General features: G+C 46.2%; 27 protein-coding genes. 22 read left to right on the top strand and 5 right to left on the bottom strand.

Translation table 11 applies throughout. The features are described from left to right. Positions 1-84: 84 nt before the first annotated feature. The 3 genes from cmoB to J4N39_RS09465 all read right to left on the bottom strand — a co-directional run bounded on the left by cmoB (position 85) and on the right by J4N39_RS09465 (position 2830). Positions 85-1059: a tRNA 5-methoxyuridine(34)/uridine 5-oxyacetic acid(34) synthase CmoB gene (gene cmoB, locus J4N39_RS09475; RefSeq protein ID WP_252018499.1), complete on the bottom strand. Its 975-nt coding sequence runs from the start codon at positions 1057-1059 to the stop codon at positions 85-87. 87 nt (positions 1060-1146) lie between these two features. Then, positions 1147-1875, bottom strand: coding sequence for a carboxy-S-adenosyl-L-methionine synthase CmoA (gene cmoA / locus J4N39_RS09470; RefSeq protein WP_252018497.1), 729 nt, complete (start codon positions 1873-1875; stop codon positions 1147-1149). 100 nt (positions 1876-1975) lie between these two features. Then, the gene (locus tag J4N39_RS09465; RefSeq protein WP_252018495.1) at positions 1976-2830 is read right to left on the bottom strand and encodes a DUF72 domain-containing protein; all 855 of its coding nucleotides are present in this window, start codon (positions 2828-2830) and stop codon (positions 1976-1978) included. Between the two features lie 255 nt (positions 2831-3085). Here J4N39_RS09465 and aspS point away from each other — a divergent pair, with 255 nt between their 5' ends. The 18 genes from aspS to nadA all read left to right on the top strand — a co-directional run bounded on the left by aspS (position 3086) and on the right by nadA (position 18810). After that, on the top strand, positions 3086-4864 hold the full coding sequence (gene aspS, locus J4N39_RS09460; RefSeq protein WP_252018492.1) for an aspartate--tRNA ligase: 1779 nt from the start codon (positions 3086-3088) through the stop codon (positions 4862-4864). A gap of 207 nt (positions 4865-5071) precedes the next feature. Further along, the gene (locus J4N39_RS09455) at positions 5072-5626 is read left to right on the top strand and encodes a TIGR02594 family protein (RefSeq protein ID WP_252018490.1); all 555 of its coding nucleotides are present in this window, start codon (positions 5072-5074) and stop codon (positions 5624-5626) included. After that, positions 5626-6084 (top strand): hypothetical protein, encoded by a 459-nt coding sequence (locus J4N39_RS09450; RefSeq protein WP_252018488.1) that lies wholly within the window; start codon positions 5626-5628, stop codon positions 6082-6084. Before J4N39_RS09455 ends, J4N39_RS09450 begins: the two co-directional genes overlap by 1 nt. A gap of 103 nt (positions 6085-6187) precedes the next feature. Next, positions 6188-6709, top strand: a complete 522-nt coding sequence (gene ruvC / locus J4N39_RS09445; RefSeq protein WP_252018485.1) for a crossover junction endodeoxyribonuclease RuvC — start codon at positions 6188-6190, stop codon at positions 6707-6709. Positions 6710-6788: 79 nt separating this feature from the next. After that, entirely contained in the window at positions 6789-7400 is a 612-nt protein-coding gene (gene ruvA, locus J4N39_RS09440; RefSeq protein WP_252018483.1) for a Holliday junction branch migration protein RuvA, read from the top strand. An 8-nt stretch (positions 7401-7408) separates the two neighbouring features. After that, positions 7409-8413 (top strand): Holliday junction branch migration DNA helicase RuvB, encoded by a 1005-nt coding sequence (ruvB, locus tag J4N39_RS09435; RefSeq protein WP_252018481.1) that lies wholly within the window; start codon positions 7409-7411, stop codon positions 8411-8413. 467 nt (positions 8414-8880) lie between these two features. After that, positions 8881-10467 (top strand): cytochrome ubiquinol oxidase subunit I, encoded by a 1587-nt coding sequence (gene cydA / locus J4N39_RS09430; protein ID WP_252018478.1) that lies wholly within the window; start codon positions 8881-8883, stop codon positions 10465-10467. A 17-nt stretch (positions 10468-10484) separates the two neighbouring features. Then, on the top strand, positions 10485-11621 hold the full coding sequence (gene cydB, locus J4N39_RS09425) for a cytochrome d ubiquinol oxidase subunit II (protein ID WP_252018476.1): 1137 nt from the start codon (positions 10485-10487) through the stop codon (positions 11619-11621). A gap of 12 nt (positions 11622-11633) precedes the next feature. After that, positions 11634-11744, top strand: a complete 111-nt coding sequence (cydX, locus tag J4N39_RS09420) for a cytochrome bd-I oxidase subunit CydX (RefSeq protein ID WP_190335611.1) — start codon at positions 11634-11636, stop codon at positions 11742-11744. Positions 11745-11803: 59 nt separating this feature from the next. Further along, entirely contained in the window at positions 11804-12103 is a 300-nt protein-coding gene (ybgE, locus tag J4N39_RS09415) for a cyd operon protein YbgE (protein ID WP_252018474.1), read from the top strand. A gap of 136 nt (positions 12104-12239) precedes the next feature. Then, complete coding sequence (ybgC, locus tag J4N39_RS09410) at positions 12240-12662, top strand: tol-pal system-associated acyl-CoA thioesterase (RefSeq protein WP_252018472.1); 423 nt, start codon at positions 12240-12242, stop codon at positions 12660-12662. Continuing rightward, positions 12652-13335: a protein TolQ gene (gene tolQ / locus J4N39_RS09405; RefSeq protein ID WP_252018469.1), complete on the top strand. Its 684-nt coding sequence runs from the start codon at positions 12652-12654 to the stop codon at positions 13333-13335. Before ybgC ends, tolQ begins: the two co-directional genes overlap by 11 nt. Positions 13336-13337: 2 nt before the next feature. Further along, a complete protein-coding gene (locus J4N39_RS09400) occupies positions 13338-13778 on the top strand; it encodes an ExbD/TolR family protein (protein WP_252018467.1) in 441 nt (146 codons plus the stop codon). A 19-nt stretch (positions 13779-13797) separates the two neighbouring features. After that, entirely contained in the window at positions 13798-14898 is a 1101-nt protein-coding gene (gene tolA / locus J4N39_RS09395) for a cell envelope integrity protein TolA (RefSeq protein ID WP_252018465.1), read from the top strand. A gap of 12 nt (positions 14899-14910) precedes the next feature. After that, positions 14911-16266: a Tol-Pal system beta propeller repeat protein TolB gene (tolB, locus tag J4N39_RS09390; RefSeq protein ID WP_252018452.1), complete on the top strand. Its 1356-nt coding sequence runs from the start codon at positions 14911-14913 to the stop codon at positions 16264-16266. 34 nt (positions 16267-16300) lie between these two features. Then, a complete protein-coding gene (pal, locus tag J4N39_RS09385; protein ID WP_252018450.1) occupies positions 16301-16825 on the top strand; it encodes a peptidoglycan-associated lipoprotein Pal in 525 nt (174 codons plus the stop codon). Between the two features lie 12 nt (positions 16826-16837). After that, on the top strand, positions 16838-17608 hold the full coding sequence (gene ybgF / locus J4N39_RS09380; RefSeq protein ID WP_252018447.1) for a tol-pal system protein YbgF: 771 nt from the start codon (positions 16838-16840) through the stop codon (positions 17606-17608). A 140-nt stretch (positions 17609-17748) separates the two neighbouring features. After that, a complete protein-coding gene (gene nadA, locus J4N39_RS09375) occupies positions 17749-18810 on the top strand; it encodes a quinolinate synthase NadA (RefSeq protein ID WP_252018445.1) in 1062 nt (353 codons plus the stop codon). A gap of 87 nt (positions 18811-18897) precedes the next feature. Here nadA and J4N39_RS09370 read toward each other — a convergent pair whose 3' ends face one another. Next, on the bottom strand, positions 18898-19761 hold the full coding sequence (locus tag J4N39_RS09370; RefSeq protein ID WP_252018443.1) for a LysR family transcriptional regulator: 864 nt from the start codon (positions 19759-19761) through the stop codon (positions 18898-18900). Between the two features lie 178 nt (positions 19762-19939). On the opposite strand from J4N39_RS09370, the gene J4N39_RS09365 reads away from it, so the two are divergent. Both J4N39_RS09365 and fghA read left to right on the top strand, forming a co-directional pair. Beyond that, complete coding sequence (locus J4N39_RS09365) at positions 19940-21088, top strand: S-(hydroxymethyl)glutathione dehydrogenase/class III alcohol dehydrogenase (protein ID WP_252018441.1); 1149 nt, start codon at positions 19940-19942, stop codon at positions 21086-21088. 71 nt (positions 21089-21159) lie between these two features. Beyond that, positions 21160-22005, top strand: a complete 846-nt coding sequence (fghA, locus tag J4N39_RS09360) for an S-formylglutathione hydrolase (protein WP_252018438.1) — start codon at positions 21160-21162, stop codon at positions 22003-22005. Positions 22006-22083: 78 nt separating this feature from the next. Here fghA and J4N39_RS09355 read toward each other — a convergent pair whose 3' ends face one another. Beyond that, complete coding sequence (locus J4N39_RS09355) at positions 22084-22653, bottom strand: UPF0149 family protein (protein ID WP_252018436.1); 570 nt, start codon at positions 22651-22653, stop codon at positions 22084-22086. Positions 22654-22795: 142 nt separating this feature from the next. Here J4N39_RS09355 and J4N39_RS09350 point away from each other — a divergent pair, with 142 nt between their 5' ends. Continuing rightward, positions 22796-23755: a DUF3080 family protein gene (locus J4N39_RS09350; protein ID WP_252018434.1), complete on the top strand. Its 960-nt coding sequence runs from the start codon at positions 22796-22798 to the stop codon at positions 23753-23755. 159 nt (positions 23756-23914) lie between these two features. Further along, positions 23915-26350, top strand: coding sequence for a hybrid sensor histidine kinase/response regulator (locus J4N39_RS09345; protein ID WP_252018432.1), 2436 nt, complete (start codon positions 23915-23917; stop codon positions 26348-26350). The last annotated feature ends 40 nt before the right edge of the window (positions 26351-26390 follow it).

Here is a 26390-nt window from a genome sequence, read left to right as displayed (position 1 = left end):
AAAGTGTATATGATAAAAAAGGATGCGTGAAGCATCCTTATGTTAATCTCAGGTCAGATACAGATTGACTGCACGAAATACCAACTAAGCTGGCTTTTTTGCCACAAGAACCGCTCGGCGAGGAGCAGGGTAGCCCTCGACCGTTTTACTTGGGTCATTAGGATCTAAGTAATCAGGTAAAGAGTTGTGCGTCATCCATTCTGTAGTACGTTGTTCACCGATAGACGTTACGTTCTCATCAACAATACGTACGTCCTCAAATCCAACTTTCTCAAGCCAAACTTTCAGCGCTTTTGCCGATGGGAAGAAGTAAACGTTACGCATTTGAGCGTAGCGATCGACCGGCACTAAAACTGCGTTTTCATCGCCTTCAATCACCAAGGTTTCGAGGATTAGCTCACCTCCATCAACCAGTTGGTTTTTGAGTTGGATAAGGTGGTCCAGAGGTGAACGACGGTGATAAAGCACACCCATGCTAAACACGGTATCAAAAGCATTAAGCTCAGGCAGTTGCTCGATACCTAGTGGCAAAAGATGTGCACGTTGGTCATCACCCATCAGCTTACGAATCGCTTCAAATTGCACTAGGAATAGATGTGACGGGTCGATGCCGACACATAAGCGAGCACCTTCACCAAGCATGCGCCACATGTGATAACCGTTACCACAGCCGACATCAAGAACACTACGGTTTTTTAGCGGTGAGATATGCGGCAGCACGCGATCCCACTTCCAGTCACTGCGCCACTCGGTATCGATGTGAATATCGTGAACCGTGTATGGCCCCTTACGCCAAGGGTGAAAAGTCTTAAGCAAATTTTCCAGCTTTTTCGCTTCACCAGTATGAAGTGGCTCGTTGTTGCCCAGCTTAAACTCAGTTTTGAGTTCGATGTTATCTGGGGTGCCCTCAGGGATCTTTTTGAGCGCGCGTAGCCAGCGGTCAAAGTCACCATGTTCTGCATTCTGCCAGTCAGTCAACTGTTGTGGCAGGATGTTCAGCCAAGGCTGTAGGCGTTGGTCTTGAGCGATAAGTTGGTAAAAATTAGCAAAATTGAACATGGTGTCTCAAATTAAATAGTAAAAAGTTATTGTGAGTGATTATACTCGCCGTTAGCCGTTAGCCGTTAGCCGTTAGCCGTTAGCCGCTTACTTAACAGCAAACATCGAGCCGAAGTTAAAGCACTGGAACCAAACTTCATTGCTTGAGAAACCGATCGCCTCAAATCGTGCTTTGTGGGTTTCAATCGAGTCTGGGCGCATCACGTTTTCAATAGCACTGCGCTTTTGGCTGATCTCAAGCTCGCTATAGCCGTTGGCGCGCTTAAAGTCGTGGTGCAAATCGATAAGTAGCTCATTCGCTTCTTCATCAGAGAACACGAATTTTTCAGACAGAATCAGGATGCCACCTGGGCGCAGACCAGCATAAATTTTTTCGAGCAGCGCTTGACGATCCGCAGGAGAAAGGAACTGCAAAGTGAAGTTTAAAACCACCACTGAGGCATTTTCTATCTCGATTTCACGGATGTCAGCTTCGATAACATCTACAGGCGTATCACTTCGGTAAGCGTTGACGTGGAGCTTGCATCGCTCAACCATCGCCGATGAGTTATCGACCGCAATGATTTTGCTGCCTTCTTGCTGAATGTGACGACGCATAGACAAGGTTGCAGCGCCGAGTGAGCACCCCAAGTCATAGACATTAGAATGTGGTTTAACAAACCTTTCTGCCAACATACCAATTGCCGAGATAATATTGCTGTATCCCGGAACCGAGCGTTGGATCATATCTGGGAAAACTTCCGCAACACGCTCGTCAAAAGTAAAGTCACCAATTTTATTGATTGGGGCAGAAAAGATTGTGTCTTTAGAACTCATCGTCACACACCTAAAAGGCCTACAGGTTTAATGCTGTACGCTACTGTTACAAAAGGGCGCGTATTTTATGCAAAAAAGTGTGGTTTGTCACCACACAAGCCTAAAACATCTTGAGTTGATGATTATTTGCTTGAGCAGGGAAATTGGAAAGTTCAGGCAGTGAAACGATTTCCCCTAGTTTTTGGTAGCAAGCGAGTGCAAGTTCTGGCGCAAGAACGTTATCTGGAGTATGAATCATCAAGTAGGGTTCAATCCCTTGGGATATCCACTCTGGCAGCTTTTTTAGCCATGGATTGAAAAACGCTTGGTTAGCTTCTAAATCAGGGTGTCCAATAAAACGTATCATCGGTCGTGTCGCTGTAGCGATAGCATGAACAGGGACTTTAGGCTTTTTCTGATGCGCATCTATCACAGCTTCTGACGTTGGCTCTGCGGCAAATACTGGGCGACTGTCCATAATGACCCGATTGTGGCCAGACTCAATCAGCCACTGATTGAACGCTTTTTCCGCCTCACCTTTAGCGAAAAATTCTAAGTGACGAACTTCCACTCCCAAGTTGAAATCTTCAGGAAACAGAGCGCAAAAACTCTTTAAGCGAGGGAGATCGGCTGGTGAAAAGTGCGCAGGCAACTGTATGGTCCATTGACCAATTTTTTGATGCAGTGGTGCCATGATATTGATGAAATCTCGCAGTTCCTGTTGGCTATGGTGCAGAGAGTTTCTATGGGTAATGGCTTGAGGTAGTTTAAAGGTAAAGCGAAACTCATCAGAAGTGGCGTCTCTCCAGTTATTCACGGTGGCAGCGCTCGGCGTGGCATAGAAGGTGGTATTGCCTTCAACTGTTCCAAATACTTGCGCATATTTTGCTAGGCGTTCGCTGGGCGCAGTGCCTTTTCCGTAAAAGCTGCTCTGCCAGTTAGCGTGAGACCAAAGAGTAAGACCAAGTTTTAACACGTGAACCTCAAGGTAAAATTGCTCGATACACCTTACTGTTATTTCGGGCTATAATCAGCCGCTAATTTTTGCTTTGATGGATATTTGGACGCTTTTTGCTGTAAAAGCCATCAAAGCTTGATAAAAGATGAGATAACTGACGTCAAAAGGTCGATTTTTCACGGTTTTTGGCGTATAAGTGGCGGTTTGCGTTACAGCATTTTTCGACTGTAACGATGGACAGATTTTTAAACTAACAAAGATTGGGAATTCACTATGCGTAGCCATTATTGTGGTCACCTGAACAAGTCCCTTGCAGGACAAACAGTAGAATTGTGCGGCTGGGTAAACCGTCGCCGTGATTTAGGCGGTCTTATCTTCATTGATATGCGAGATCGCGAAGGTATTGTTCAGGTTGTTGTTGACCCGGATATGGCTGATGCGTATGAAGTTGCCAATCAGCTTCGTAACGAATTCTGCATCAAGCTAACTGGTGAAGTACGTGTTCGTCCAGACAGCCAAGTCAACAAAGACATGGCAACGGGTGAAGTAGAAATCATCGCTAAAGGCCTTGAGATCATCAACCGTGCTGACGTTCTGCCGCTAGACTTCAACCAGAAGAACTCAGAAGAGCAGCGTCTTAAGTACCGTTACCTAGACCTACGTCGTCCAGAGATGAGCGATCGCATCAAGCTACGTGCGAAAGCATCTAGCTTTGTTCGTCGTTTCCTAGACAACAACGACTTCCTAGATATCGAAACACCTGTGCTAACCAAAGCGACACCAGAAGGTGCGCGTGACTACCTAGTACCAAGCCGTGTTCATAAAGGTAGCTTCTACGCTCTGCCACAATCACCTCAGCTATTTAAGCAGCTGCTGATGATGTCTGGTTTTGACCGTTACTACCAAATCGTTAAATGTTTCCGTGATGAAGACTTGCGTGCTGACCGTCAGCCAGAGTTTACTCAGATCGATATCGAAACTTCTTTCATGTCTGCTGACCAAGTTCGTGCAACTACTGAGAAGATGGTTCGTGAAATGTGGCAAGAGCTCCTAAGCGTAGACCTTGGCGAGTTCCCAGTAATGCCATTTAGCGAAGCAATGCGTCGCTTTGGTTCTGATAAGCCTGACCTACGTAACCCACTAGAGCTAGTAGACGTTGCTGACCTAGTGAAAGATGTAGAGTTCAAAGTCTTCTCAGGCCCAGCAAACGACGAAAAAGGTCGTGTAGCGGTTATCCGTGTACCAGGTGGCGCTAAGCTAACTCGTAAGCAGATCGACGGTTACGGTGATTACGTAGGTATCTACGGTGCGAAAGGTCTAGCGTGGATGAAGGTTAATGACCGTGCAGCTGGCATGGAAGGTATCCAGTCTCCTGTAGCTAAGTTCCTAAATGAAGAAGTGATCAACGGCATTCTTGAGCGCACTGGCGCTGAGACTGGCGATATCATCCTATTTGGTGCAGACAAAGCAAACACTGTTTCTGAAGCGATGGGTGCACTACGTCTGAAACTAGGTACAGACCTTGAGCTAACGGATACTTCTGCATGGGCGCCACTATGGGTTGTTGACTTCCCAATGTTTGAAGAAGATGACGAAGGCAACTTGCACGCAATGCACCACCCGTTCACTTCTCCTCTAGGCGTATCGCCAGAAGAACTAAAAGCGAACCCAGCGGCGGCAAACTCTGATGCCTATGATATGGTTATCAACGGCTACGAAGTTGGTGGTGGTTCAGTACGTATCCACAACGCTGAAATGCAATCAACAGTATTCGATATCCTAGGTATCGAAGCGGATGAGCAGCAAGCGAAGTTTGGCTTCCTACTAGACGCACTTAAGTTCGGTACACCACCACACGCTGGCCTAGCATTCGGTCTTGACCGCCTAGTTATGCTGCTATGTGGTACGGAAAACATCCGTGACGTTATCGCATTCCCGAAAACAACCAACGCAAGCTGTCTACTAACAGACGCACCAAGCCTAGCGAACCCAGCTGCGCTTGAAGAGCTAGCGATTGCTGTTAAAGCGGCAGAGAAGAAAGAAGAAGAGTAATCTACTTTCTGACTTTGAAATCAGGATACCCGCCTATTGGCGGGTATTTTTTTTGCATGAAATCGAGGATGTTTTCTAAATTTGAGACTAAATTCTAACCAGTTTCTTCTCGTGTAGAGATGTTTCGCACAACATCTAATAATAATTAGGTCATGTCTGATTTGGCTTTTATCGTGTTGTTTTTAAATAAATGATGGGCCAATCGTGATGAACCAGACAACAAATAAATTGCCACAACCATTTGATAGTACGAAGGCTAGGCTATTCAATTTTGCACCTTGGATGAAAAGTGCTTACAAAGAGCTTGGTCAAAGTGAAATTCCGGGAGTGAAAGCCAATCCAAGAGTCTTACAATACTTTACAGCGTCAAAATTTTGGGGAACCGATGATTCAGGTGGGCAAAACGCTTGGTGTGCATCATTTGTTGCCTATGTCATGAAAAGCAATGGTTACTCACCAGTTAAAAATGCGTTTAGGGCTAAATCATGGAAAGAGTTTGGGGAGGTCATTGAGAGTCCACTACAGGGCTCTATAGCGATTAAAAGCCGAAGAGGCGGTGGCCATGTCGGATTTGTTGTTGGCAAAAGCTCTACCGGAAAATACCTTTTTATATTGGGAGGGAACCAAGGAGATAAGGTAAGCATCGCACGTTATCCTGCTCACGTATGGGAAACCTTTGTATTACCGAGTGATATTGATGCTTCCGAAGGAATATTGCCAGTCTATACAGCATCATCGGTTGTTGCAGGAAGTGAGGAGTAATGATGGTTTCTAGATTAAATACGAATGCAAGCCTCTTTGTGATGGTGACTTTATTTAGCTCTATCACAAATGCAGATATTCCTTATTCACAAAAAGATTTTTTAACCAAGTCAGTGCAAAACACGCCTTTCACTGCGGTTGTCCAATATTTAAGTGCAGAGAAAGTTAGTTCAATTACAGGGGAAGGTGACACATATTCTGTATCAATAGAGGTGCTGGAACTTATTAAAGGGAACTCAGTTAGAAAGCTGAACTTTGATATATCGGTACAAACTGATGAAAAGTTTAACCTAAACAAAAAGCCAGTCATCTTAAGCCTATGTCAGGATAAAGGAGGGTACTACTGGGCAGGAGTAGGAGCTGAGTTTCCTTATTCAGAAGAGCTTTTAGCTATTGCAACAGATGCAGTAAGGAGCTTAAGAGGTGGTGATGCTAAATCATTCACTCATTGTAATTGAATCGATTTAGATTATATTCTCCGAAATGTGGTTTTTAGCGGGCATTTTTTTTTCATTTCGATATAATTCCTCTGTATAAACAAACAGTGGTTCAACAATAAACATGTCCATCATTTTAGGTATCGACCCCGGTTCTCGTATCACAGGATATGGGGTGATCCGCCAACAAGGTCGCCATTTGCAGTATCTTGGCAGTGGATGCATCAAAACTTCATGTGACGATCTGCCCGGGCGACTCAAGCAGATTTACGCTGGGGTGTCTGAGGTGATCACCCAATTTCAGCCGGATGTGTTTGCGATTGAGCAAGTGTTTATGGCGAAAAATGCGGACTCAGCACTTAAGCTAGGGCAGGCCCGTGGTAGTGCAATTGTTGCCGCCGTTAACGCAGAGCTGCCAGTGTACGAATACGCCGCAAGGTTAATTAAGCAAGCGGTAGTTGGGACTGGTGGTGCAGATAAAACCCAGGTTCAGCACATGGTGAAACACATGCTTAAACTACCTGCTCGTCCACAAGCCGATGCCGCCGATGCCCTAGGCGTTGCCATCTGTCATGCCAACACCAATAAAACCTTGCTTGCCATGGCGGGGAAAGCCACGAGCGCCAAAAAAGGGCGCTACCGCTAACCCCCATGATATTGAACTGGCTATCCATACAGTTATCTATTATTATCCGCTTAAACCAAATAAAACCTAAGGAACTCTCGTGATCGGACGTCTTCGCGGCACACTCATTGATAAGCAACCCCCAGAGCTACTGATTGATGTTGGTGGTATGGGTTATGAAGTCCAAATGCCAATGAGTTGCTTCTACGAACTTCCTAACGTTGGTGAAGAAGCGATTATCTATACGCATTTTGTGGTTCGTGAGGATGCACAACTGCTTTATGGCTTTAATACGATTAAAGAGCGAGCGTTGTTCCGTGAGGTAATCAAAGCCAACGGTGTGGGACCAAAATTGGGTCTAGCTATTCTATCTGGTATGACAGCTGCTCAGTTTGTTTCTTGTGTTGAACGAGAAGATATCTCAACCTTAGTAAAACTGCCCGGTGTTGGTAAGAAAACCGCAGAGCGCCTCGTGGTGGAAATGAAAGACCGTCTGAAAGGTTGGGGTGAAGGCGATCTGTTTACACCCGCCACTGACGCTGCGCCAATCGATAGCACTGCTAGCCAAGATAGCGCAATTGATGAAGCGGTCGCAGCGCTTGTCGCACTGGGGTATAAAGCTCCTCAAGCAACAAAAGTTGTCTCTCAAGTGGCGAAACCGGAGATGAGCAGTGAAGCCGTGATCCGTGAAGCACTAAAATCGATGGTTTAGGATAGCGAATGATTGAAGCAGACCGTTTAATCGCCCCTGATAATCCCGTCTTCAAAGATGAAGAAGTGATTGATCGTGCGATTCGTCCTAAAAAACTCCAAGACTATCAGGGCCAAGATCACGTCCGTAACCAGATGGAGATCTTCATCAAAGCGGCGCAAAACCGCAGTGAAGCGCTCGATCATCTGCTAATTTTCGGCCCTCCAGGTTTGGGTAAGACCACACTTGCCAATATCGTTGCCAACGAGATGGAAGTGAATATCCGAACCACATCTGGCCCTGTGTTAGAAAAAGCTGGCGATCTCGCTGCGCTGTTAACTAACCTTGAAGAAAATGATGTGCTGTTCATTGATGAGATCCACCGTTTGAGTCCAGTGGTAGAAGAAGTGCTGTATCCAGCGATGGAAGACTACCAACTCGATATCATGATTGGCGAAGGGCCTGCGGCACGTTCGATTAAAATTGATTTGCCTCCGTTTACCCTAATCGGGGCAACCACAAGAGCAGGATCACTTACTTCGCCACTTCGTGACCGATTCGGGATCGTGCAGCGCCTTGAATATTACAAAGTGGAAGATCTGCAAAACATCGTGCAGCGCAGTGCGGACTGTTTGGGGCTGTCAATGGAAAGCGATGGTGCGTTAGAAGTCGCTCGCCGTGCCCGAGGCACACCGCGAATCGCTAACCGCTTGCTAAGACGGGTTCGAGACTTTGCGGAAGTGAAGGGGAACGGACACATATGCTCAGAGGTCGCTGACCAAGCACTTAACATGTTAGACGTCGACAACCAAGGCTTCGATTACATGGACCGAAAACTACTGTTGGCCATCATGGAAAAATTCAGTGGTGGTCCGGTAGGCTTAGACAACTTGGCCGCCGCCATCGGCGAAGAGAAAGATACCATTGAAGATGTGATCGAGCCGTATCTGATCCAGCAAGGCTATTTGCAGCGAACACCTCGCGGCAGGATTGCAACAGATAGAGCTTATCTTCACTTCGGCTTGCAAAAATAAAAACTAAGGCATGATTTCGATATCATGCCTTTTTTGACTCCTTTCTTATGAACGTCAGTTCTTATCTGCAATTTTTTCTTATCAATCATCTACCCAAAAAGTATTAAGTTTCTAAATAATCAACCGATATTTCGTGACTATAGTCACGTCTGCTTAACAACAAATGCGCATTGAAGTTGATTTAAATCATTTTGGTTGTTTTTTGTGCGCTTGGGAGAAGGAAAACTTGATGCAGATCAACGCGAAAAGTTAAACAAACTCTTTGAAACTGGCAAGGAATAGGATTAATATTAGTTCCAGCTATATTAGCTGTTACTTAACAAATAATCAACCAAAAAAATACATATTGCTAACAAAGGTTTATAGGTGGTAACAAGTGCCTTTTGGTACTGGTTATTTTGCTCAAAATCACCTTAAAAATCAGAAGCTTTGTGTGGTGTCATTCAGCCGACACGAAAGGAGTTATCATGATTGATGTAGTTGATCTGTCGAGATTGCAATTCGCACTCACGGCAATGTATCACTTCCTGTTCGTTCCACTGACTTTAGGTATGGCTTTCCTACTAGCCATCATGGAGTCGTTGTACGTAATGACCGACAAGCAAATCTACAAGGACATGACCAAGTTCTGGGGTAAGCTATTCGGTATTAACTTTGCACTTGGTGTGGCTACCGGCCTTACCATGGAATTCCAGTTTGGTACGAACTGGTCCTACTATTCTCACTACGTAGGGGACATATTCGGGGCACCACTCGCCATCGAAGCCCTCGTCGCCTTCTTCCTTGAATCCACCTTTGTCGGTCTATTCTTCTTTGGCTGGGATCGTCTATCTAAGCGCCAACACTTGGCAGTCACTTGGTTAGTTGCTCTTGGTTCAAACTTCTCTGCACTGTGGATTCTTGTCGCAAACGGTTGGATGCAAAACCCAGTCGGCGCTGAGTTCAATTTCGAAACCATGCGTATGGAAATGGTCAGCTTCTCTGAAGTGGTACTAAACCCAGTAGCACAGGTGAAATTTGTACACACAGTAGCATCGGGTTATACCTGTGGTGCGATGTTTGTTCTTGGTATCAGTGCATACTACCTACTTAAAGGCCGTGATGTGGCGTTTGCTCGCCGTTCATTTGCGATTGCAGCGTCTTTCGGTATGGCTTCTATCCTATCAGTTATCGTACTAGGTGATGAGTCTGGTTATGAGCTGGGTGAAGTTCAGAAAGTGAAGTTGGCCGCTGTTGAAGCGGAATGGCATACAGAGCCAGCCCCAGCGGCGTTTACTCTGTTTGGTCTGCCAAACCAAGAAACAATGGAAACAGATTACGCTATAAAGATCCCTTACGTAATGGGTATTATCGCAACACGTTCTGTGACTGAAGAAGTAACAGGTCTACGTGAATTGCGTGATGAGCACGTAGATCGCATCCGTACTGGTATGTATGCCTACGAGCTTCTAGAGAAGCTACGTGCAGGTGAGCGTACTGAGCAAAACCTAGCCGCATTTGATGAAGTGAAAGGTGACCTAGGTTACGGCTTACTTCTCAAGCGTTACACAGAAAACGTAGTTGATGCGTCTGAAGAGCAAATTCAGATGGCTGCGGATGATTCTATTCCAACGGTTTGGCCGCTATTCTGGTCGTTCCGTATCATGGTTGGCTGTGGCTTTATCATGCTATTCGTATTTGGTGCGGCGTTTATGCAAACTTGTCGCCAGAAAATCGAACAAAAACCTTGGGTTCTTAAAGCAGCGCTTTGGAGCATTCCACTCCCTTGGATTGCTATCGAAGCGGGCTGGTTTGTTGCGGAATACGGTCGTCAGCCATGGGCGGTAGGTGAAATCCTTCCGGTACATGTTGCAGCATCCGCACTAACAGCAGCCGAGCTATGGACATCACTATTTGCAATCCTTGCGCTTTACACAGTGTTCTTGATTGCAGAAGTTTACCTAATGCTTAAATTTGCACGTAAAGGACCAAGCAGCCTGAAAACAGGTCGCTACCACTTCGAACAAAACGCAAACTCTGTCGAAGACAAAGTGAGCCGTCAGGTAGAAGCTTAAGGCAGGGAGAATAAACCATGTTTGATTACGAAATCTTACGACTAATTTGGTGGGTGCTGATCGGTGTGCTTTGCATCGGTTTCGCTATCGCCGACGGTTTTGATATGGGTGTTGGTGCCATGGTACCGTTCATCGGTAAGAGTGACACTGAGCGCCGTATCATGATCAACTCGATCGCCCCTCACTGGGACGGTAACCAAGTTTGGCTTATCACCGCAGGTGGTGCGCTATTTGCGGCTTGGCCACTGGTTTACGCAACGTCATTCTCTGGCTTTTACTTAGCAATGATCGTGACGCTAGCGGCGCTATGGTTGCGTCCAATTGGCCTAGATTACCGCTCGAAACTGGAAGACACCAAATGGCGTAATGCTTGGGACTGGGCGATCTCTGTAAGTGGCTTTGTTCCACCGATCATCTTTGGTGTTGCATTTGGTAACCTGTTGCAGGGTGTACCATTTGACCTAAGTGAATTCATGATGCCAACTTACCACGGTTCATTCTTTGGTCTATTGAACCCATTCGCACTGCTGTGTGGTTTGGTGAGCCTATCAATGATTCTTATGCAAGGCGCTACATGGCTGCAAATGAAGACCACTGACGAAGTACATGACCGTGCACGTCTGTTGGCTCAAGTGACAGGTATCGCTGTTGTGGTTCTATTTGTCGCTGCTGGTTTCTGGGTTCAAAACATTGATGGCTACGTGATCACTAGTGAGCTAGACATCGCTGCTGAATCTAACCCACTGAACAAAGAAGTGGCGGTAGTTACAGGCGCTTGGATGGCAAACTTTGAGAAGTACCCTCTAATGTGGGCTGCACCTATCCTTGGTGTGGTTATGCCGCTTATCGCCGTGATTGCTTCACGCTTTGAGAAGGGTGCGATTGCATTTATTGCATCGAGCTTGACTCAAGCAGGTGTAGTACTGACAGCAGGCTTTGCTATGTTCCCATTCATCATGCCTTCGAGCCTGAACCCAGACGTGAGTCTGACCATGTGGGATTCAACATCAAGTGAGCTAACGCTTAACCTGATGACGGGTGTTGCGATTGTGATGGTACCAATCATCCTTTCTTACACCGCTTGGACTTACTACAAAATGTTTGGTCGTTTGGACAGCAAGTTCATCGAAGAAAACAAAAACTCACTTTACTAAGGAGCATTCACCATGTGGTATTTTGCTTGGATTCTAGGCGTTCTACTTGCCTGTGCATTCGGTATCATCAATGCTCTTTGGTTAGAGCATAGTGAAATGATGGATAAAGATAGCGAAGAGTAATCTCGCTGACATTATCACTTAGACCTCGCACTGGCGGGGTCTAATTTTATGGAGAAGGTATGAGTCAATTAAACCAAACCCTGACACGTGTTCATCAGCCTATGGATAAAGGTATCCTCAGGGCCTTAGTCATGATAGTGGCGTTTCTTCACGTGGGCTTATTCATGTGGGAACCAGAACAATATGCGCAGCGCATTGGTGGTTTTGAACCTTGGCTAGGCGTCTTATTTGTTCTAAGTCTGTGCTCTAGTATGGTTTATGGCATCGGCTTTAAACCTCGTTTTTGGCTATGGCAGACCTTATTTAGCCCTTATATCCCAAGTGCAGTGCTCACTTACCTCAGCATTTTGTGCTTATGAATCATCCAAATGAGAGCGGTTTTCACCCAACTGCTCTCATTTTTATCCCTTGTCACAAAAAAACCTTTTTCTTTTTCCAATGGCTTAGGCAACATAGAGACAGTACACCTATAACTTGGAACAAGCTGGAACTGTTGTGGAAGGAATAAACCAATCTGTATTTACTTGGCCTGTCACGGTCTATTACGAAGATACGGATGCAGGAGGGGTCGTTTACCACTCTAACTATCTTAAATACTTTGAACGAGCAAGAACGGAACTCCTTCGCTCGATTGGAGTCTCTCAACAGGTGTTACTTGATCAGAACATTGGATTTGTTGTTCGCCACATGGATATCGACTTTATCCAGGGCGCTCGTCTTGACGATCATTTAACCGTAAAAACAACCATTTCTGAACTAAAGCGTGCCACCATTGCTTTCTGTCAGGAGTTAGTCAATCCTGATGGCAAATTATTGTGTAAAGCACAAGTTAAGGTAGCATGCATCAATCCAGAGCAAATGAAACCTCAAGCGATTCCAAGCTCAATTACTGCGGAGTTAAAACTAAGTGACTGCTGAAATTTCAATTATTGGTCTTATTCTAGAAGCGAGCCTGCTAGTACAGCTAGTGATGGCGACCCTAATGGGGATGTCTGTGGTTTCGTGGGCAATGATCATCAAGCGCACCAAAGTTCTTAACCAAGCGCAGAAAGACGTAGAAAAATTTGAAGACAAGTTTTGGTCAGGTATCGACTTGTCACAGCTTTACCAAGAAGTGAAAGCACGCAAAGAAACTATCGATGGTGCTCAGCAGATCTTCTATCAAGGTTTCACTGAGTTTGCCAAGCTTCGTCGCACCAACGGTGCGTCAGCTGAATACGTGATGGACGGTACAGGTCGTGCGATGCGTGTGGCGGTGTCTCGTGAAGTGGATGAGTTGGAAACCAACCTACCATTTTTGGCAACAGTAGGCTCTATCAGCCCTTACATCGGACTGTTTGGCACGGTATGGGGCATCATGCACGCTTTCATCGCATTGGGTGAAGTAAAGCAAGCCACACTTGCGATGGTTGCTCCGGGTATCGCCGAAGCATTGATTGCTACGGCAATGGGTCTGTTCGCTGCGATTCCTGCGGTAATGGCTTACAACCGCCTGAGCAACCAAGTGGCAAAAGTTGAGCATGCTTACGCCACTTTCTCTGAAGAGTTCCACAGTATTCTGCACCGCCAGGCGATGGCTGAGAAGGACTAACTATGGCGGGATATCAGCGCAAAAAACGCAGACTGACGGCCGAAATCAACGTAGTGCCATACATCGACGTAATGTTGGTACTACTGATTATCTTCATGGTGACTTCGCCATTTGTTACCCAAGGTGTTGATGTTGAGCTGCCAAAAACCACCAGTGCTAAGCCTGCTTCAGAGCTTGCGGGTGATAGTGCAGGCGGCTTTATTATCGTCGAAGTGGATGAAAATGGTGAGCTGGGACTGAGTGTAAACAACGAAGATATGATGCGAGGCATGAGCCTTGAAGAGATCATCGTTCGAGTAAAAGCAGAGCTTTCGCTAACACCAGACTCTCCGGTTGCCGTAGGTGGGGATGCACAAACTCCATATGCCGAAGTCGTATTAGTTTTGGATGAATTGAATCAAGCAGGTGTTACGAAAGTAGGCTTGTTGACTGATCTCAAATAGGGAAGACATCGGTTAATCGATGAAGAAGAATAAAAAAGGTTTCACTTCAGCGCTCACTATTTCACTGGCAATGCATGCATTGCTGGTGGCGGCTTTGCTGTGGGGAACAGACTTTACTATGGATAAACCGCAAAACAGCGGCAACATGGTTCAGGCTGTTGTCATTGACCCGAAATTGGTTCAGCAGCAGGCTAACGAGATCCGCCAAAAGCGTGATGCAGCTGCTCGTGCTGAGCAGGAACGTTTGGACAAATTGCGTAAGCAAAGCGAGCAACTAGAGAAAAACCGCCAAGCGGAAGAAGCTCGTATTCGCAAGCTTAAAGAAGACAAAGCCAAAGCAGACAAAGCAGCTCGAGATGCTGAAAAAGCTCGTGTTAAGAAAGAACAAGAGCGCATCGCAGCAGCAGAAAAAGTGCGTAAAGAGCAAGAACGCATTGCCAAAGCTGAAGCCCAGCGTAAAGAAAAAGAAGCAGCGATTGCAAAAGCCGAGGCGCAGCGCCTAGCCAAAGAAGAAGCGATCAAGAAAGCCGAAGCTGAGCGAGTAGCTAAACAGGCTGCAATTGCTAAAGCAGAAAAAGAACGCATAGAGCGCGAAAAAGCGGCGGCAGCGGCGGCAGAAAAAGCTCGTCGTGAAAAAGAAGCCGCTGAAAAAGCTGAACGCGACCGTATTGCAAAAGAGAAAGCGGCAGCTGAAGCGGCCGAGAAAGCGCGTAAAGAGAAAGAGCGTCTTGAGCGACTAGAGCGTGAGCGTAAACAGCAAGAAGCTGCGCTTAACGATATTTTCTCCGGGCTTGAAAGCGAGCAAGCGGCAAACAGCTCTGCGCAGCAACGTTTTGTTGCTGATGAAGTTTCTAGGTATGGCGAGATTTATAAGCAGCTGATAAAAAACAAGTTGCGCATTGATGACTCTTATCGTGGAAAAACATGTCGAGTTAACATACAGCTTGTGCATGCTGGTGGCGAAGGCATTGTTCGTAGTGCAAATGCACTTGATGGTGATAGCCGAGTTTGCACTGCAACCAAGAGTGCTATTACACAGGTAGGGAGCTTCCCTGTCCCAGCAGATTCTGATGTCGCAAATAAACTTAAAGATATCAATTTAACGGTAGAATTGGATTAAAAGGATTGAGCCGTGATTAAACGCTTATTAATCGGATTAATATTTATGTGGGCAGGCATGACACAATTTGCCCATGCTGCCTTGGAGTTGGTGATCACTGATGGTGTGGATTCAGCAAGACCCATCGCCATCGTTCCATTCAAATGGGAAGGATCAACCAAACTGCCTCACGATGTGAGTGCGGTGATTTCATCTGATCTACAGCGCAGTGGCAAATTCAGCCCTGTTGCGCCAAATAAAATGCCTCAAACGCCTTATAACGATGAAGATGTTGATTTTTCAGCGTGGACAGCGCTTGGCGTAGACTCACTACTAACAGGCACCATCACCCAAAATGCCGAAGGCAATTATGTGGTGGAATATGAACTTATTGACGTCGTTCGTGGTCAGCTAACGGGTGGGCAAAGCCAAGCATTAGGCGCTGACAACAAACTTGTCTTGTCTAAAGACCACGTACTGTTTACCAAGCGTGCTACAGTACCGGGTGAGCGCCTGCGTGAATATGCACACCGTATCTCAGATTTGGTTTATGAAAAACTGACTGGTGAGCGAGGTGCTTTCCTAACACGTATCGCTTATGTGGTGGTGAAGGATGGAGACAAACATCCTTACCAGCTTCGTATCGCAGATTATGACGGTTACAACGAGCGTTTAGTGCTTCGTTCAACGCAACCACTAATGTCGCCTGCATGGTCACCAGATGGGCAGAAGTTGGCGTACGTTAGCTTTGAAAATGATCAGGCGGAAATCTTCATCATGGACCTTTATAAAGGGACACGAGAGAAATTAACGTCATTCCCTCGTCACAATGGCGCGCCACGATTCTCACCGGATGGTAAGAAGTTGGCGTTGGTCTTGTCTAAAACAGGCAGCCTACAAGTCTATGTGATGGATCTAGAAACACGTAAGATGGATCAAATTACTACCGGTCGAGCGAATAATACTGAACCATTCTGGTACCCAGATGGTAATTCCTTGATCTTTACCTCGGATCGGGGTGGTAAACCACAGATTTATCGAGTAAATTTGTTAGACGGTGCGACCAACCGTTTAACTTGGCAAGGCAGTCAGAACTTGGCGGGACAGATTACACCGGACGGGCAATACCTAGTAATGGTGAATCGAAACGATCGTGGGTTTAATCTGGCGAAGCAAGATTTGGAAACCGGTGCAGTTCAAGTATTAACTAATACTCAGCTGGACGAGTCCCCAAGCATTGCGCCTAATGGTGGTATGGTCATCTATAGTTCCATGTACAGAAAGCAAAACGTACTTTCTATGGTGTCTATCGATGGTCGTTTTAGAGCCAGATTGCCAGCTACCAATGGGCGAGTACGTGCGCCAGCTTGGTCACCATTTTTGAAATAAACACATAGTTTCGGACACAATAAGGAAGAAAACGATGCAACTTAATAAAGTTCTTAAAGGGCTTCTAATTGCGCTACCTGTTCTAGCAGTGACTGCATGTAGCTCAAGCAACAACGCAGCAGATGCTTCTAACGCATCTCAAACAGACAACCAAGCGCAAAGTGAAGTAGTAACAACTCCGCTAGCGGGTGAAACTCAGCTAACAGAGCAAGAGCTTAAAGAGCAGCAGCTTCGTGAAACTCAAACAGTTTACTTCGCATTCGACAACTCTGCTATCTCTTCTGATTACGAAGACATGCTAGCTGCACATGCGGCATTCATCAGCAAAGATGCTTCAATCAAAGTTAAGATCGAAGGTCACGCAGATGAGCGCGGTACTCCTGAGTACAACATCGCACTAGGCGAGCGTCGTGCTGAAGCAGTAGCGAAATACCTACAAGCACTAGGTGTTCAAGCTGACCAAATCGAAATCAAGAGCTACGGTGAAGAGCGTCCTCTTCTTCTAGGTCAAAGCGAAGAAGTATACGCTAAGAACCGCCGCGCAGTTCTTGTATACTAATAGGTGAATCCTATGTTCAGTAACTCTAAGCGAGTAGTTACGCTTACGTTACTGGCAAGTGCAGCGAACCTTGCGTTCGCTGCACCAGCTCCAGTATCTGATCTGAGCGAATCAACTACGGTAGTTTCTACCACCCGCACCACATCTCCTGAAACTGACGTACAACGTCTAGAACGTTTGCTTCAAAATCGCGCTAAATTGCAGATCCAAATGCAAAACCAAATCGACCAGCTCAATGAAGAGGTGGGTCAACTGCGTGGTGAAGTCGAGCGTAACAGCCATGAAATGAAAAAGATGGTTGATCGTCAGCGAGAACTTTTCTTAGAGCTTGATAACTTGCGTCAACAGATGCAAACCAATCAAGTAGCACCCATCACGGATACAGAAACGCCTGCAACAAGTGGCACTTATACCGCCAACAAAGATGAAGCTGCGGCTTATCAAGATGCGGTTGATCTGATCCTGCAAAAGCGTGATTACGCTGGTGCCGTCGTGGCTTTCAAAGAGTTCCAAGCCGCTTACCCAGATTCTAAGTTCATGCCAAATGCACACTATTGGCTTGGGCAGTTATATTTTGCTCAACAAGAAGATGAGCAAGCAGTGAAAAGTTTTGCTGCCGTTGTAGCGTACAAAGACTCTAACAAGCGTGCTGACGCACTATTGAAACTAGGGGATATCGCTTTACGAGCGAAGAACCCAGACGCAGCGAAGAAATACTTCCAGCAAGTGATTGAAGAGTATCCAAATGCTTCAGCCGCAAAGTTGGCGAAAGAGCGCCTTTAGTCTTAGGTGACTAGAAAGCAGTGAGAGTATCACTGCTTTTTTTATACCCTAAGGACGCCTACGACTTGTTTCTAATATACCAATTGGCTTTCAACGGTGTACAATACCCGGATTATAGGAAGTAGCTTAGAGCTAAAGCAATGGCGCATATTTTAGATAAGATCGATACGGTTTATCCGTTTCCTCCTAAGCCTCAACCACTAACGGATGAGCAAAAACAAACCCACATTTCAAACATCAAAACGCTGCTTAAAGAGCGTGATGCGGTTCTAATTGCCCACTATTACACCGACCCAGAAATTCAGGCACTGGCTGAAGAAACAGGCGGTTTTGTCGGTGATTCTCTTGAAATGGCTAAGTTTGGTAACCGTCACTCAGCTAGCACCTTAATCATTGCTGGTGTTCGCTTTATGGGTGAGTCTGCAAAAATCCTAACGCCAGAAAAAACCATTTTGATGCCAACGCTTGAAGCGGAATGCTCGCTGGACCTTGGCTGCCCAGCGGATAAATTTAGCGAATTCTGTGATGCACACCCGGACCACACTGTGGTGGTGTATGCCAATACTTCTGCGGCAGTAAAAGCACGTGCAGATTGGGTAGTAACATCAAGTATCGCACTTGAAATTGTTGAGCACCTAGATGCCGAAGACAAGCCAATTATCTGGGGTCCTGACCGCCATCTTGGCTCATACATTGCCAACCAAACTGGTGCAGACATGTTGCTATGGCAAGGCGAATGTATTGTTCATGACGAGTTCTCTTCAGCATCGCTGCGCAAGATGAAATCTCTTTACCCTGAAGCGGCTGTGTTGGTTCACCCAGAGTCACCAGCAAGTGTGGTAGAGCTTGCAGATGCTGTTGGTTCAACCAGTCAGCTGATCAAAGCGGCAAAAGAGCTTCCTCATAAGCAGCTCATTGTTGCGACCGACAAAGGCATTTTCTTTAAGATGCAGCAATTGGTACCAGAGAAAGAGCTGATGGAAGCGCCTACTGCTGGCGCAGGTGCTACTTGTCGTAGCTGTGCTCACTGCCCTTGGATGGCAATGAATGGCTTAACCGCCATTGAAAGTGCACTGACAGGCAACAGCGAAGAGCATGAAATCTTTGTTGATGAAGCGCTACGCCAAAAATCACTGATCCCACTTAACCGCATGTTGGACTTTGCTGAGTCGCTAAACGTGACGGTAAAAGGTAATGCTTGATTCATTGAGCTAAGCCGAGCCAAATAACTGTAGAAGCCGCTTATGTAAGCGGCTTTTTTACGTCAGGGCATTTGATATTTTGAAGCCTTAGTGACCAAGCTTTTCTGCCAGATAGTCGATCAATAGCCGTACCTTGGGTGATAAGTGACGATTTTGTGGATAGAGAGCCCAAATTCCTTCTTTTTCGGGCCTAAACTCGCTTAATACTTCAATCAATGCACCGCTATCTAAAGCTTCCCTGACATAGTATTCAGGCAGCTGAATCATTCCAAGATGGCGCTTTGCCGCATCGACTAGCGCAAAACCTGAGTTACAGTGAACCCTGCCAGAAACACGAATCGGTTTGTCGCCCCTAAAGTGCCAATATCTGGATGAGCCGACCAGGCAGTTATGTTGTTCAAGCTCTGAAGGGTTTTGGGGCAATCCATATTGCGCTAAGTAATCTGACGTAGCGCATACGTATAGCTGTCTTGACGCAAGTCTTTTGGCAATTAAAGACGAATCTTCTAGCCTTCCCAGTCGTATTGCTACATCGAAGCCAGCCTCGATCAGATCCATTTTTTGATTGGATAAGTGAAGGTCGAGATCTACCTGTGGGTAGGTGGCAAGAAACTCGTTCAATAGGGGCACGATATGGGACTCACCATACGCAACAGGAGCGGTGACTTTAACTAAGCCCTTAGGTTCAGTTTGCATTTGAGTGACCGCCAGCTCTGCATTTTCTAACCCCTCAACCAGACTACGACAATGCTGATAATAGAGCCCACCAGCTTCTGTGAGAGAAACTTTGCGAGTAGTACGGTGCAGCAGCTTTACCGCAAGTCGTTCTTCTAAAATGGCAACCCGGCGGCTCACTTGTGCAACCGAGGTATTTAGGCGCTTTGCCGCCTGAGTAAAAGAGTGTGTATCGGCAACAGCGACAAACTCTGTTACCCCTTCCCAATTAGCCATCTGCTATCTCATATAACCCATGAAGTTTGATTATTACACATTTGTAATAGTGATTCTAAATTTAACGGGATTATCATTTTGTGAGCAGCGACTAAACTTGTAGTGAATTAAACATCGGTCTGCTTTGGCAAATGATGGGCGAAGGCAGAGTCCCACAGCAAGTTTAGAGGATTGCAACATGGCAATAGATATCAAACCTGGTCAGGAATTCATCAAGTCGAAAGCGGCGGTCGCTTGGGCAGCAGGCGAGCCACTTAAAATGGAAGAAGTAGACGTACAGCTACCAAAGAAAGGTGAGGTATTGGTCAGAATCGTGGCGACAGGCGTGTGTCATACGGACGCATTTACTTTATCCGGTGATGACCCTGAAGGGATCTTCCCATCAATTTTGGGCCACGAAGGTGGTGGTATTGTCGAAATGGTAGGTGAGGGCGTAACCAGCGTTGAAGTGGGTGATCATGTGATCCCTCTGTACACCGCAGAATGTGGTGAGTGTAAGTTCTGTAAATCAGGCAAAACCAACTTGTGCCAAGCGGTTCGAGAAACTCAAGGTAAAGGGTTAATGCCCGATGGCACCACTCGTTTTTACAAAGACGGTCAACCTATCTATCACTACATGGGGTGTTCAACATTTTCTGAATACACAGTGCTGCCAGATATCTCGCTCGCAAAAGTAAACAAACAAGCGCCTCTTGAGGAAGTCTGTTTGCTTGGCTGCGGCGTCACCACAGGGATGGGGGCGGTGCTCAATACGGCAAAAGTAGAGCAAGGCGACACTGTCGCAATCTTTGGCTTAGGTGGCATTGGCTTGTCAGCCATTATCGGTGCTCGTATGGCGGGGGCGAGCCGAATTATTGGTATCGATATTAATGAAAGTAAATTTGAGCTTGCGAAGCAGCTCGGTGCGACGGATGTCATTAACCCTCAATCTTTCGACAAACCGATCCAAGAAGTGATTGTCGAAATGACCGATGGTGGAGTTGATTACTCCTTCGAATGTATCGGCAACGTCAACGTGATGCGCCAAGCGCTTGAGTGCTGTCATAAAGGCTGGGGTGAGTCTGTGATCATCGGTGTCGCTGGTGCAGGTCAGGAGATATCAACGCGCCCTTTCCAACTAGTGACGGGACGTGTTTGGCGAGGCAGTGCATTTGGTGGCGTGAAAGGTCGCTCTGAGCTGCCAGAAATCGTCAATCGTTACATGGCGGGTGAGTTTGGTCTGCAAGAGTTCATCACCCACACTATGGGTCTGGAAGATGTGAACCAAGCGTTTGATCTAATGCATGAAGGTAAGAGCATTCGCACCGTTATTCACATGGATAAATAAATTGCCATTTGTACCATCGCTGCTTCTATTAGCAGCGATTGTTTTCTTAGATTCTTAATAAGAGAGCCGTAATGACACTGAGCAAAATTAGTCAAAACAAAGTGGCAGGTGGCTGGCAGCAACAGTTTACCCACCGCTCAACGACGGTAAATTGCGACATGCGTTTTGCCATATTCCTTCCACCGAATGCAACGCCAGAGACACCAGTACCGGTATTGTATTGGTTATCTGGGCTCACTTGCACCGATGAGAACTTCATGCATAAGGCTGGGGCATTCAAACAAGCGGCAAAATTGGGCATTGCCATCGTCGCCCCTGATACAAGCCCAAGAGGCGAAGGCGTTGCCGACGATGAAGGTTACGACTTAGGACAAGGGGCCGGTTTTTACCTCAATGCCACCCAGCAACCTTGGCAAAGCCATTATCAGATGTATTCGTATGTTGTCGATGAACTGCCTGCACTGATTGAAACCAATTTCCCTGTCACTGGAGTCAAAGCGATTTCGGGCCATAGCATGGGAGGCCATGGTGCAATAACTATAGGGCTTAAAAACCCAACTAAATACCGTTCGATTTCAGCATTTAGCCCGATTACCCAGCCTAGCTTAGTTCCATGGGGGCAAAAGGCATTTACTGCATACCTAGGGTCAGATACTGAACATTGGAAGGCTTATGATGCCTGTGAGTTGATCAAAAACTCGCACAGCAAACTAGCCATCTTAGTTGACCAAGGCGACGAAGATCAGTTTTTGGAACAGCAGCTTAAGCCGGATGCGTTAGTTGCTGCGGCTCGTCAGTCGGGCGCTGATCTAGAGCTTCGAATGCAGCAAGGGTATGACCATAGCTACTATTTTATCTCGACTTTTATCGATGAACATTTGGCGTTTCATGCCAAGTACCTCTTCCCTGAATCTTGATAAATATAATGCGCTAAACGAAAAAAGACCTCATATGAGGTCTTATTGTTAGTCTGCTGGATTTTTTATTAAAATGACTTACTCGTCGTCAACCAACATAGCGCCACGCTGGGTTAGGCCACACAGCATCATAGGAATCGCATTGAAAATCTCTTCAAATTGCTCCAATCCTTCAATGCCTTGCTCAGCCAGTGTTGCCATTGCCGTTTCTGGATCGTAAAGCATGCTAATAGAAAGTAGCACACCACCAAGTAGGGCGTTATCTTCGCTGTCTTCTGGCATTAGGGTTTCCCAGTCGTCACGAGCGAGTGTCCAGCCTTGCAGTAGACCTTCACTAAACTCACGTGCGAACGTGTTCACCACTTCTTCTTCATCTAAAGCACAGCCTTGTGGCCATTGCCAAGAGCCTTCCAATAGCGCTGGACGTGCTTGGTTCCAAATCTCAATCACATACTCTGCGAACTGTTCTAGCTGAGCACCATCGGTGAACGGTGCTTGCTCATCACCACCCCAAAGAAAGGCTAACCACTCTTGTGGCATAAGTAGGTTAGGTGCTGCTGCCATTGCGGTAACAAAACCACGGATCTGGCCTTCAGTGAGCAGTTTGCCTTCTAGGTCAGGGTGGTTGAGCAGTTCTTGTAATGTCAAAATAGAATCCTTAATTGCGTCTGACTGCGGCATCAATAAGCTTGCCGCTAATATTGGTCGATAGTGTAGCAAGACAAGAGAGGATCGCCAAAGCATTGCAAAGAGTTCGATCTAAGTTTAGCTGGTAGCGTATGCTTTAAATATGAAACGTATATTAGTTATCACCAGTGTATTTATTGCAGGATGCAGCGATCCCACCCTCAATATGTTCCAAGACTATATTGAGCGCATCGCCCGTGTTCAGGAGCAACCTGTTATAGCTTCAACCTTTGAGCCGACAACTCTGCCGCCTCAGAGGGCGTTGCATATCGACATAGAACCGGTGACCATCGGCCTGTTAGATAGCTATCAACTGCGCAAGTGCGGCTTGTTTGGTCTCATTGCTGATCGCAATTCAATTTTAGGTAAGGTACAGGATCAGTTTCGACTGTTTGATTATCAGCGCCAGTTGATTGCTGGTATAGAGGTTTGCTTAGCATCTGGCACGCTAACAGATGAGCTGGAGACGTCACTTAAACACAGCTATCTCCTGAAACAGGCACAGTTAAACAGCTATCAACACAACCTGCTATTGACTAGTAAAGCGATGCAAAAACAGTTAGGCGGGCAAATCTGGTTAACAGCAGAACACCAGACGCAAGTGAGCGAGATTACTGGTGTGTTAGAGGCGCTAAACCTTGCTTTATCTAACGGGGTGGGGGAAGTAGCTCCACTCCAAGAACAGTTAGAAAAATTGCCTGTGTTAGGGCGACTGGATCACTCATTGCAGCATGCAACGCATTGGCTAAACCTCACCACTCGCCAGCTTAGAGCCAATGATAGCCAAATTCACTGTGGTAAAAACCGAGATAGAAGCCGTTTTACCATCCTCAACAATGTATTTAACCAAGGCTTTGTGGCTAAAATTCAGCCCTACCTCGCCGAGCTTGATAGTTATTATTATGATCTTGAGCCCAATCTTAATCTCTTCCAGCCACCTATGGTGATTGGTTACACCCATCCAATTTCAAAACATCATCAAGAGTTTCGCCAAGCCACCTTAGACCATGTCCAGTATTGGCAGGGACTGTTTAAGCGATGCGGTCGTACCATTGGTCAATAAGCTAACACGACTCAAATTATCCAGAAGATCAGCGCAAAATTTTTGTCACTGTGAGACATGACAAATATCCGCAAGTTTCAAAAATAGACTCCATAAGCTATTGTTTATTTAGATTACATCCAGCACAAGAAAGTGATTAACGCTAGGCAGGTTAGGTTTATGGAAATTCGGTCTTCACTGAAGAAGAGAAGCATTTTTGCACTGGGGATTTACTTGTGTTTGTTCATCGCGACATTTGGCAGTTTGACCTACTTTGTGGTGGAAAAACCGATCCGAAGTAAGCTGGAACAAAACCTCGATCTAAGAACCGAACTGCTGGCCAGCAATCTCCAACTCTCTCTTGAACGCTCACTCGGTTCACTACATAGCTTAGTCGCCATTATTGAAAATGAGCCTACCAAAGAAACCCTGCCGCCACTGATTGCAAAAGTGATCGTGCATAGTGATAAAGCCGTGGTCAGCGGCGGGATCTGGCCAGAACCTTACGTACTGGACAAAAACGTTCGCCTCAATAGCCTGTTTTACAACAAACGTGAAGATGGTGGTGTGGATCGAATCGCTTCATGGAACAACCCTCAGTCTAACGGCTATAACCTAGAAGCTTGGTATACCGGAGCTGCAAGATTGAGCGTTGGGCAGGTCGATTGGTCAGAAGTGTACATTGACCCATATACTCACGTGCAGATGATCACCGCATCCACGCCTTATTACAAACAAGGTGAACTTCAGGGCGTTGCCACGGTAGATATCTCCCTTGATGCGATTGTGCGTGAGATGCAATGGCAAGCCAATCAATACCGATTGGGCGTATTATTAAAAGATGCCTTGGGTAATAGTATTCACGAGCACAACTTCCGTCTGTCAGATAACTTATATGTTTCCTCGCTATCGTTTGGCCCTTTTGAGTGGCAAATAGACGTTATCAACTCGCAACGTAAAGTGGCCGAGGAAGCATTTGATCTGGTGACCGACCTTGAACTGATTCTTCTTACCCTGCTATTGATTGGTGTGATGGCTGGCTACTACCTTATTCGCCGCAACCTTATCGACCCTATCGTAGTGCTTGCAGATAAAGTCTCTAACACACCGGCAGGGCAAAAAATCGATATGCTCTATAAGCGAGATGATGAGATCTTGCACCTGATTGACTGTTTCGACCAAAAAACACAATTTCTTGAAGAAGAGAAAGTTCGCGCTCAGGCGTCAACCAAGGCCAAAACCGCCTTTTTGGCGACCTTATCTCATGAAATCCGAACACCTATGAATGGTGTGCTAGGCACTGCACAAATCCTGCTAAAAACACCACTGGATGAGCAGCAATCGAAATTGCTTCACAGCCTCTATGACTCTGGCGAGCACATGATGACCCTGCTTAATGAAATCCTAGATTTCTCCAAAATAGAGCAGGGTAAATTGGAGCTTGAGAAAGCGCCATTTGCGATGGCGGCCATCGTTGGCAGTATCCAAAGTGTTTATCACACCTTAGCTTCTGAAAAAGGCCTCAACTTTAAGATTCATTCAGAGCTGCCTGACAACCGCTGGTACAACTCTGACAAAGCTCGCATTCGTCAGGTGATGTTTAACTTGCTTAACAATGCCATCAAATTTACTAGCCGTGGCTTTGTCGAGGTTTATTTAAAAGAAGAGACACTTAACGGCACCACTTATTTGTCGATTCAAATCCGTGATACAGGTGTCGGGATATCTGAAGAGGCGCAAAAACGTATCTTCAAACCATTTGAACAAGCGGAAACCAGCACCACTCGTAAGTTTGGCGGCACGGGGCTAGGTCTAGCCATCGTTAAAAAAATCATCTTGGGTATGCAAGGGGATATACAGGTTGAGAGTGAAGAAGGTGTCGGCTCAAGCTTTTACGTAAAAATCGCCGTTGAACCTTGTGAAGCCCGAGTCAAAGAGGTGACCGCGAATACTTCGGTGAACTGCGACGGCCTAACCGTGCTTATCGTGGAAGACAATCGCACTAACACCATGATTATCGATGCCTTCATGCGAGGTAAAGGTTTTGCTACGACTTCAGTGCAAGACGGTAAGCAAGCGGTAGATATCATGGCTAAACAATCCTTCGACCTGATCTTAATGGACAACCATATGCCTGTCATGGACGGCATAGAAGCCACCAGACAAATTCGTTTGATGCCAAAACCTGCCAGCGAGACGCTGATCATCGGTTGTACCGCCGACGTGTTTAAAGAAACCCGCGAGAAAATGATGCAAGCGGGGGTAGACGATATTGTTGCCAAACCTATCGATGAAACCGAGCTAGACGATGTGCTTTTGATGCACTCTAACCGTCTTAAAAACGCTGTTTCGCGTGTACAGCACGAACCCGTAGAGCCTCACCAACCAGCAGGGCTGACCTTTGAGCAATTACTGGTGGATCTCTATGTACACGTCGAGAACCAATCGTTTGAAAAAGCCAATGATGCCATTAAGCAAATGCGTATTAACTGCCAGAAGCAAAAAAACAGTGACGCATTGGAAGTCGTAGAGCGCATTGGAGCTGCACTCGACAACCAACTCTTGCCAGCCCAAGAGGATTTGGACTATCTCACCTTGAACCCTCTAAGTGACTGATTTATAGATTCTAAAAAAGGGCATTTATTGCCCTTTTTTA

Source organism: Vibrio sp. SCSIO 43136 (genome assembly GCF_023716565.1).
GTDB lineage: Bacteria > Pseudomonadota > Gammaproteobacteria > Enterobacterales > Vibrionaceae > Vibrio.
Note: the sequence above shows the minus strand (reverse complement) of the source record. Positions and strands in the feature narration are given on the sequence as shown.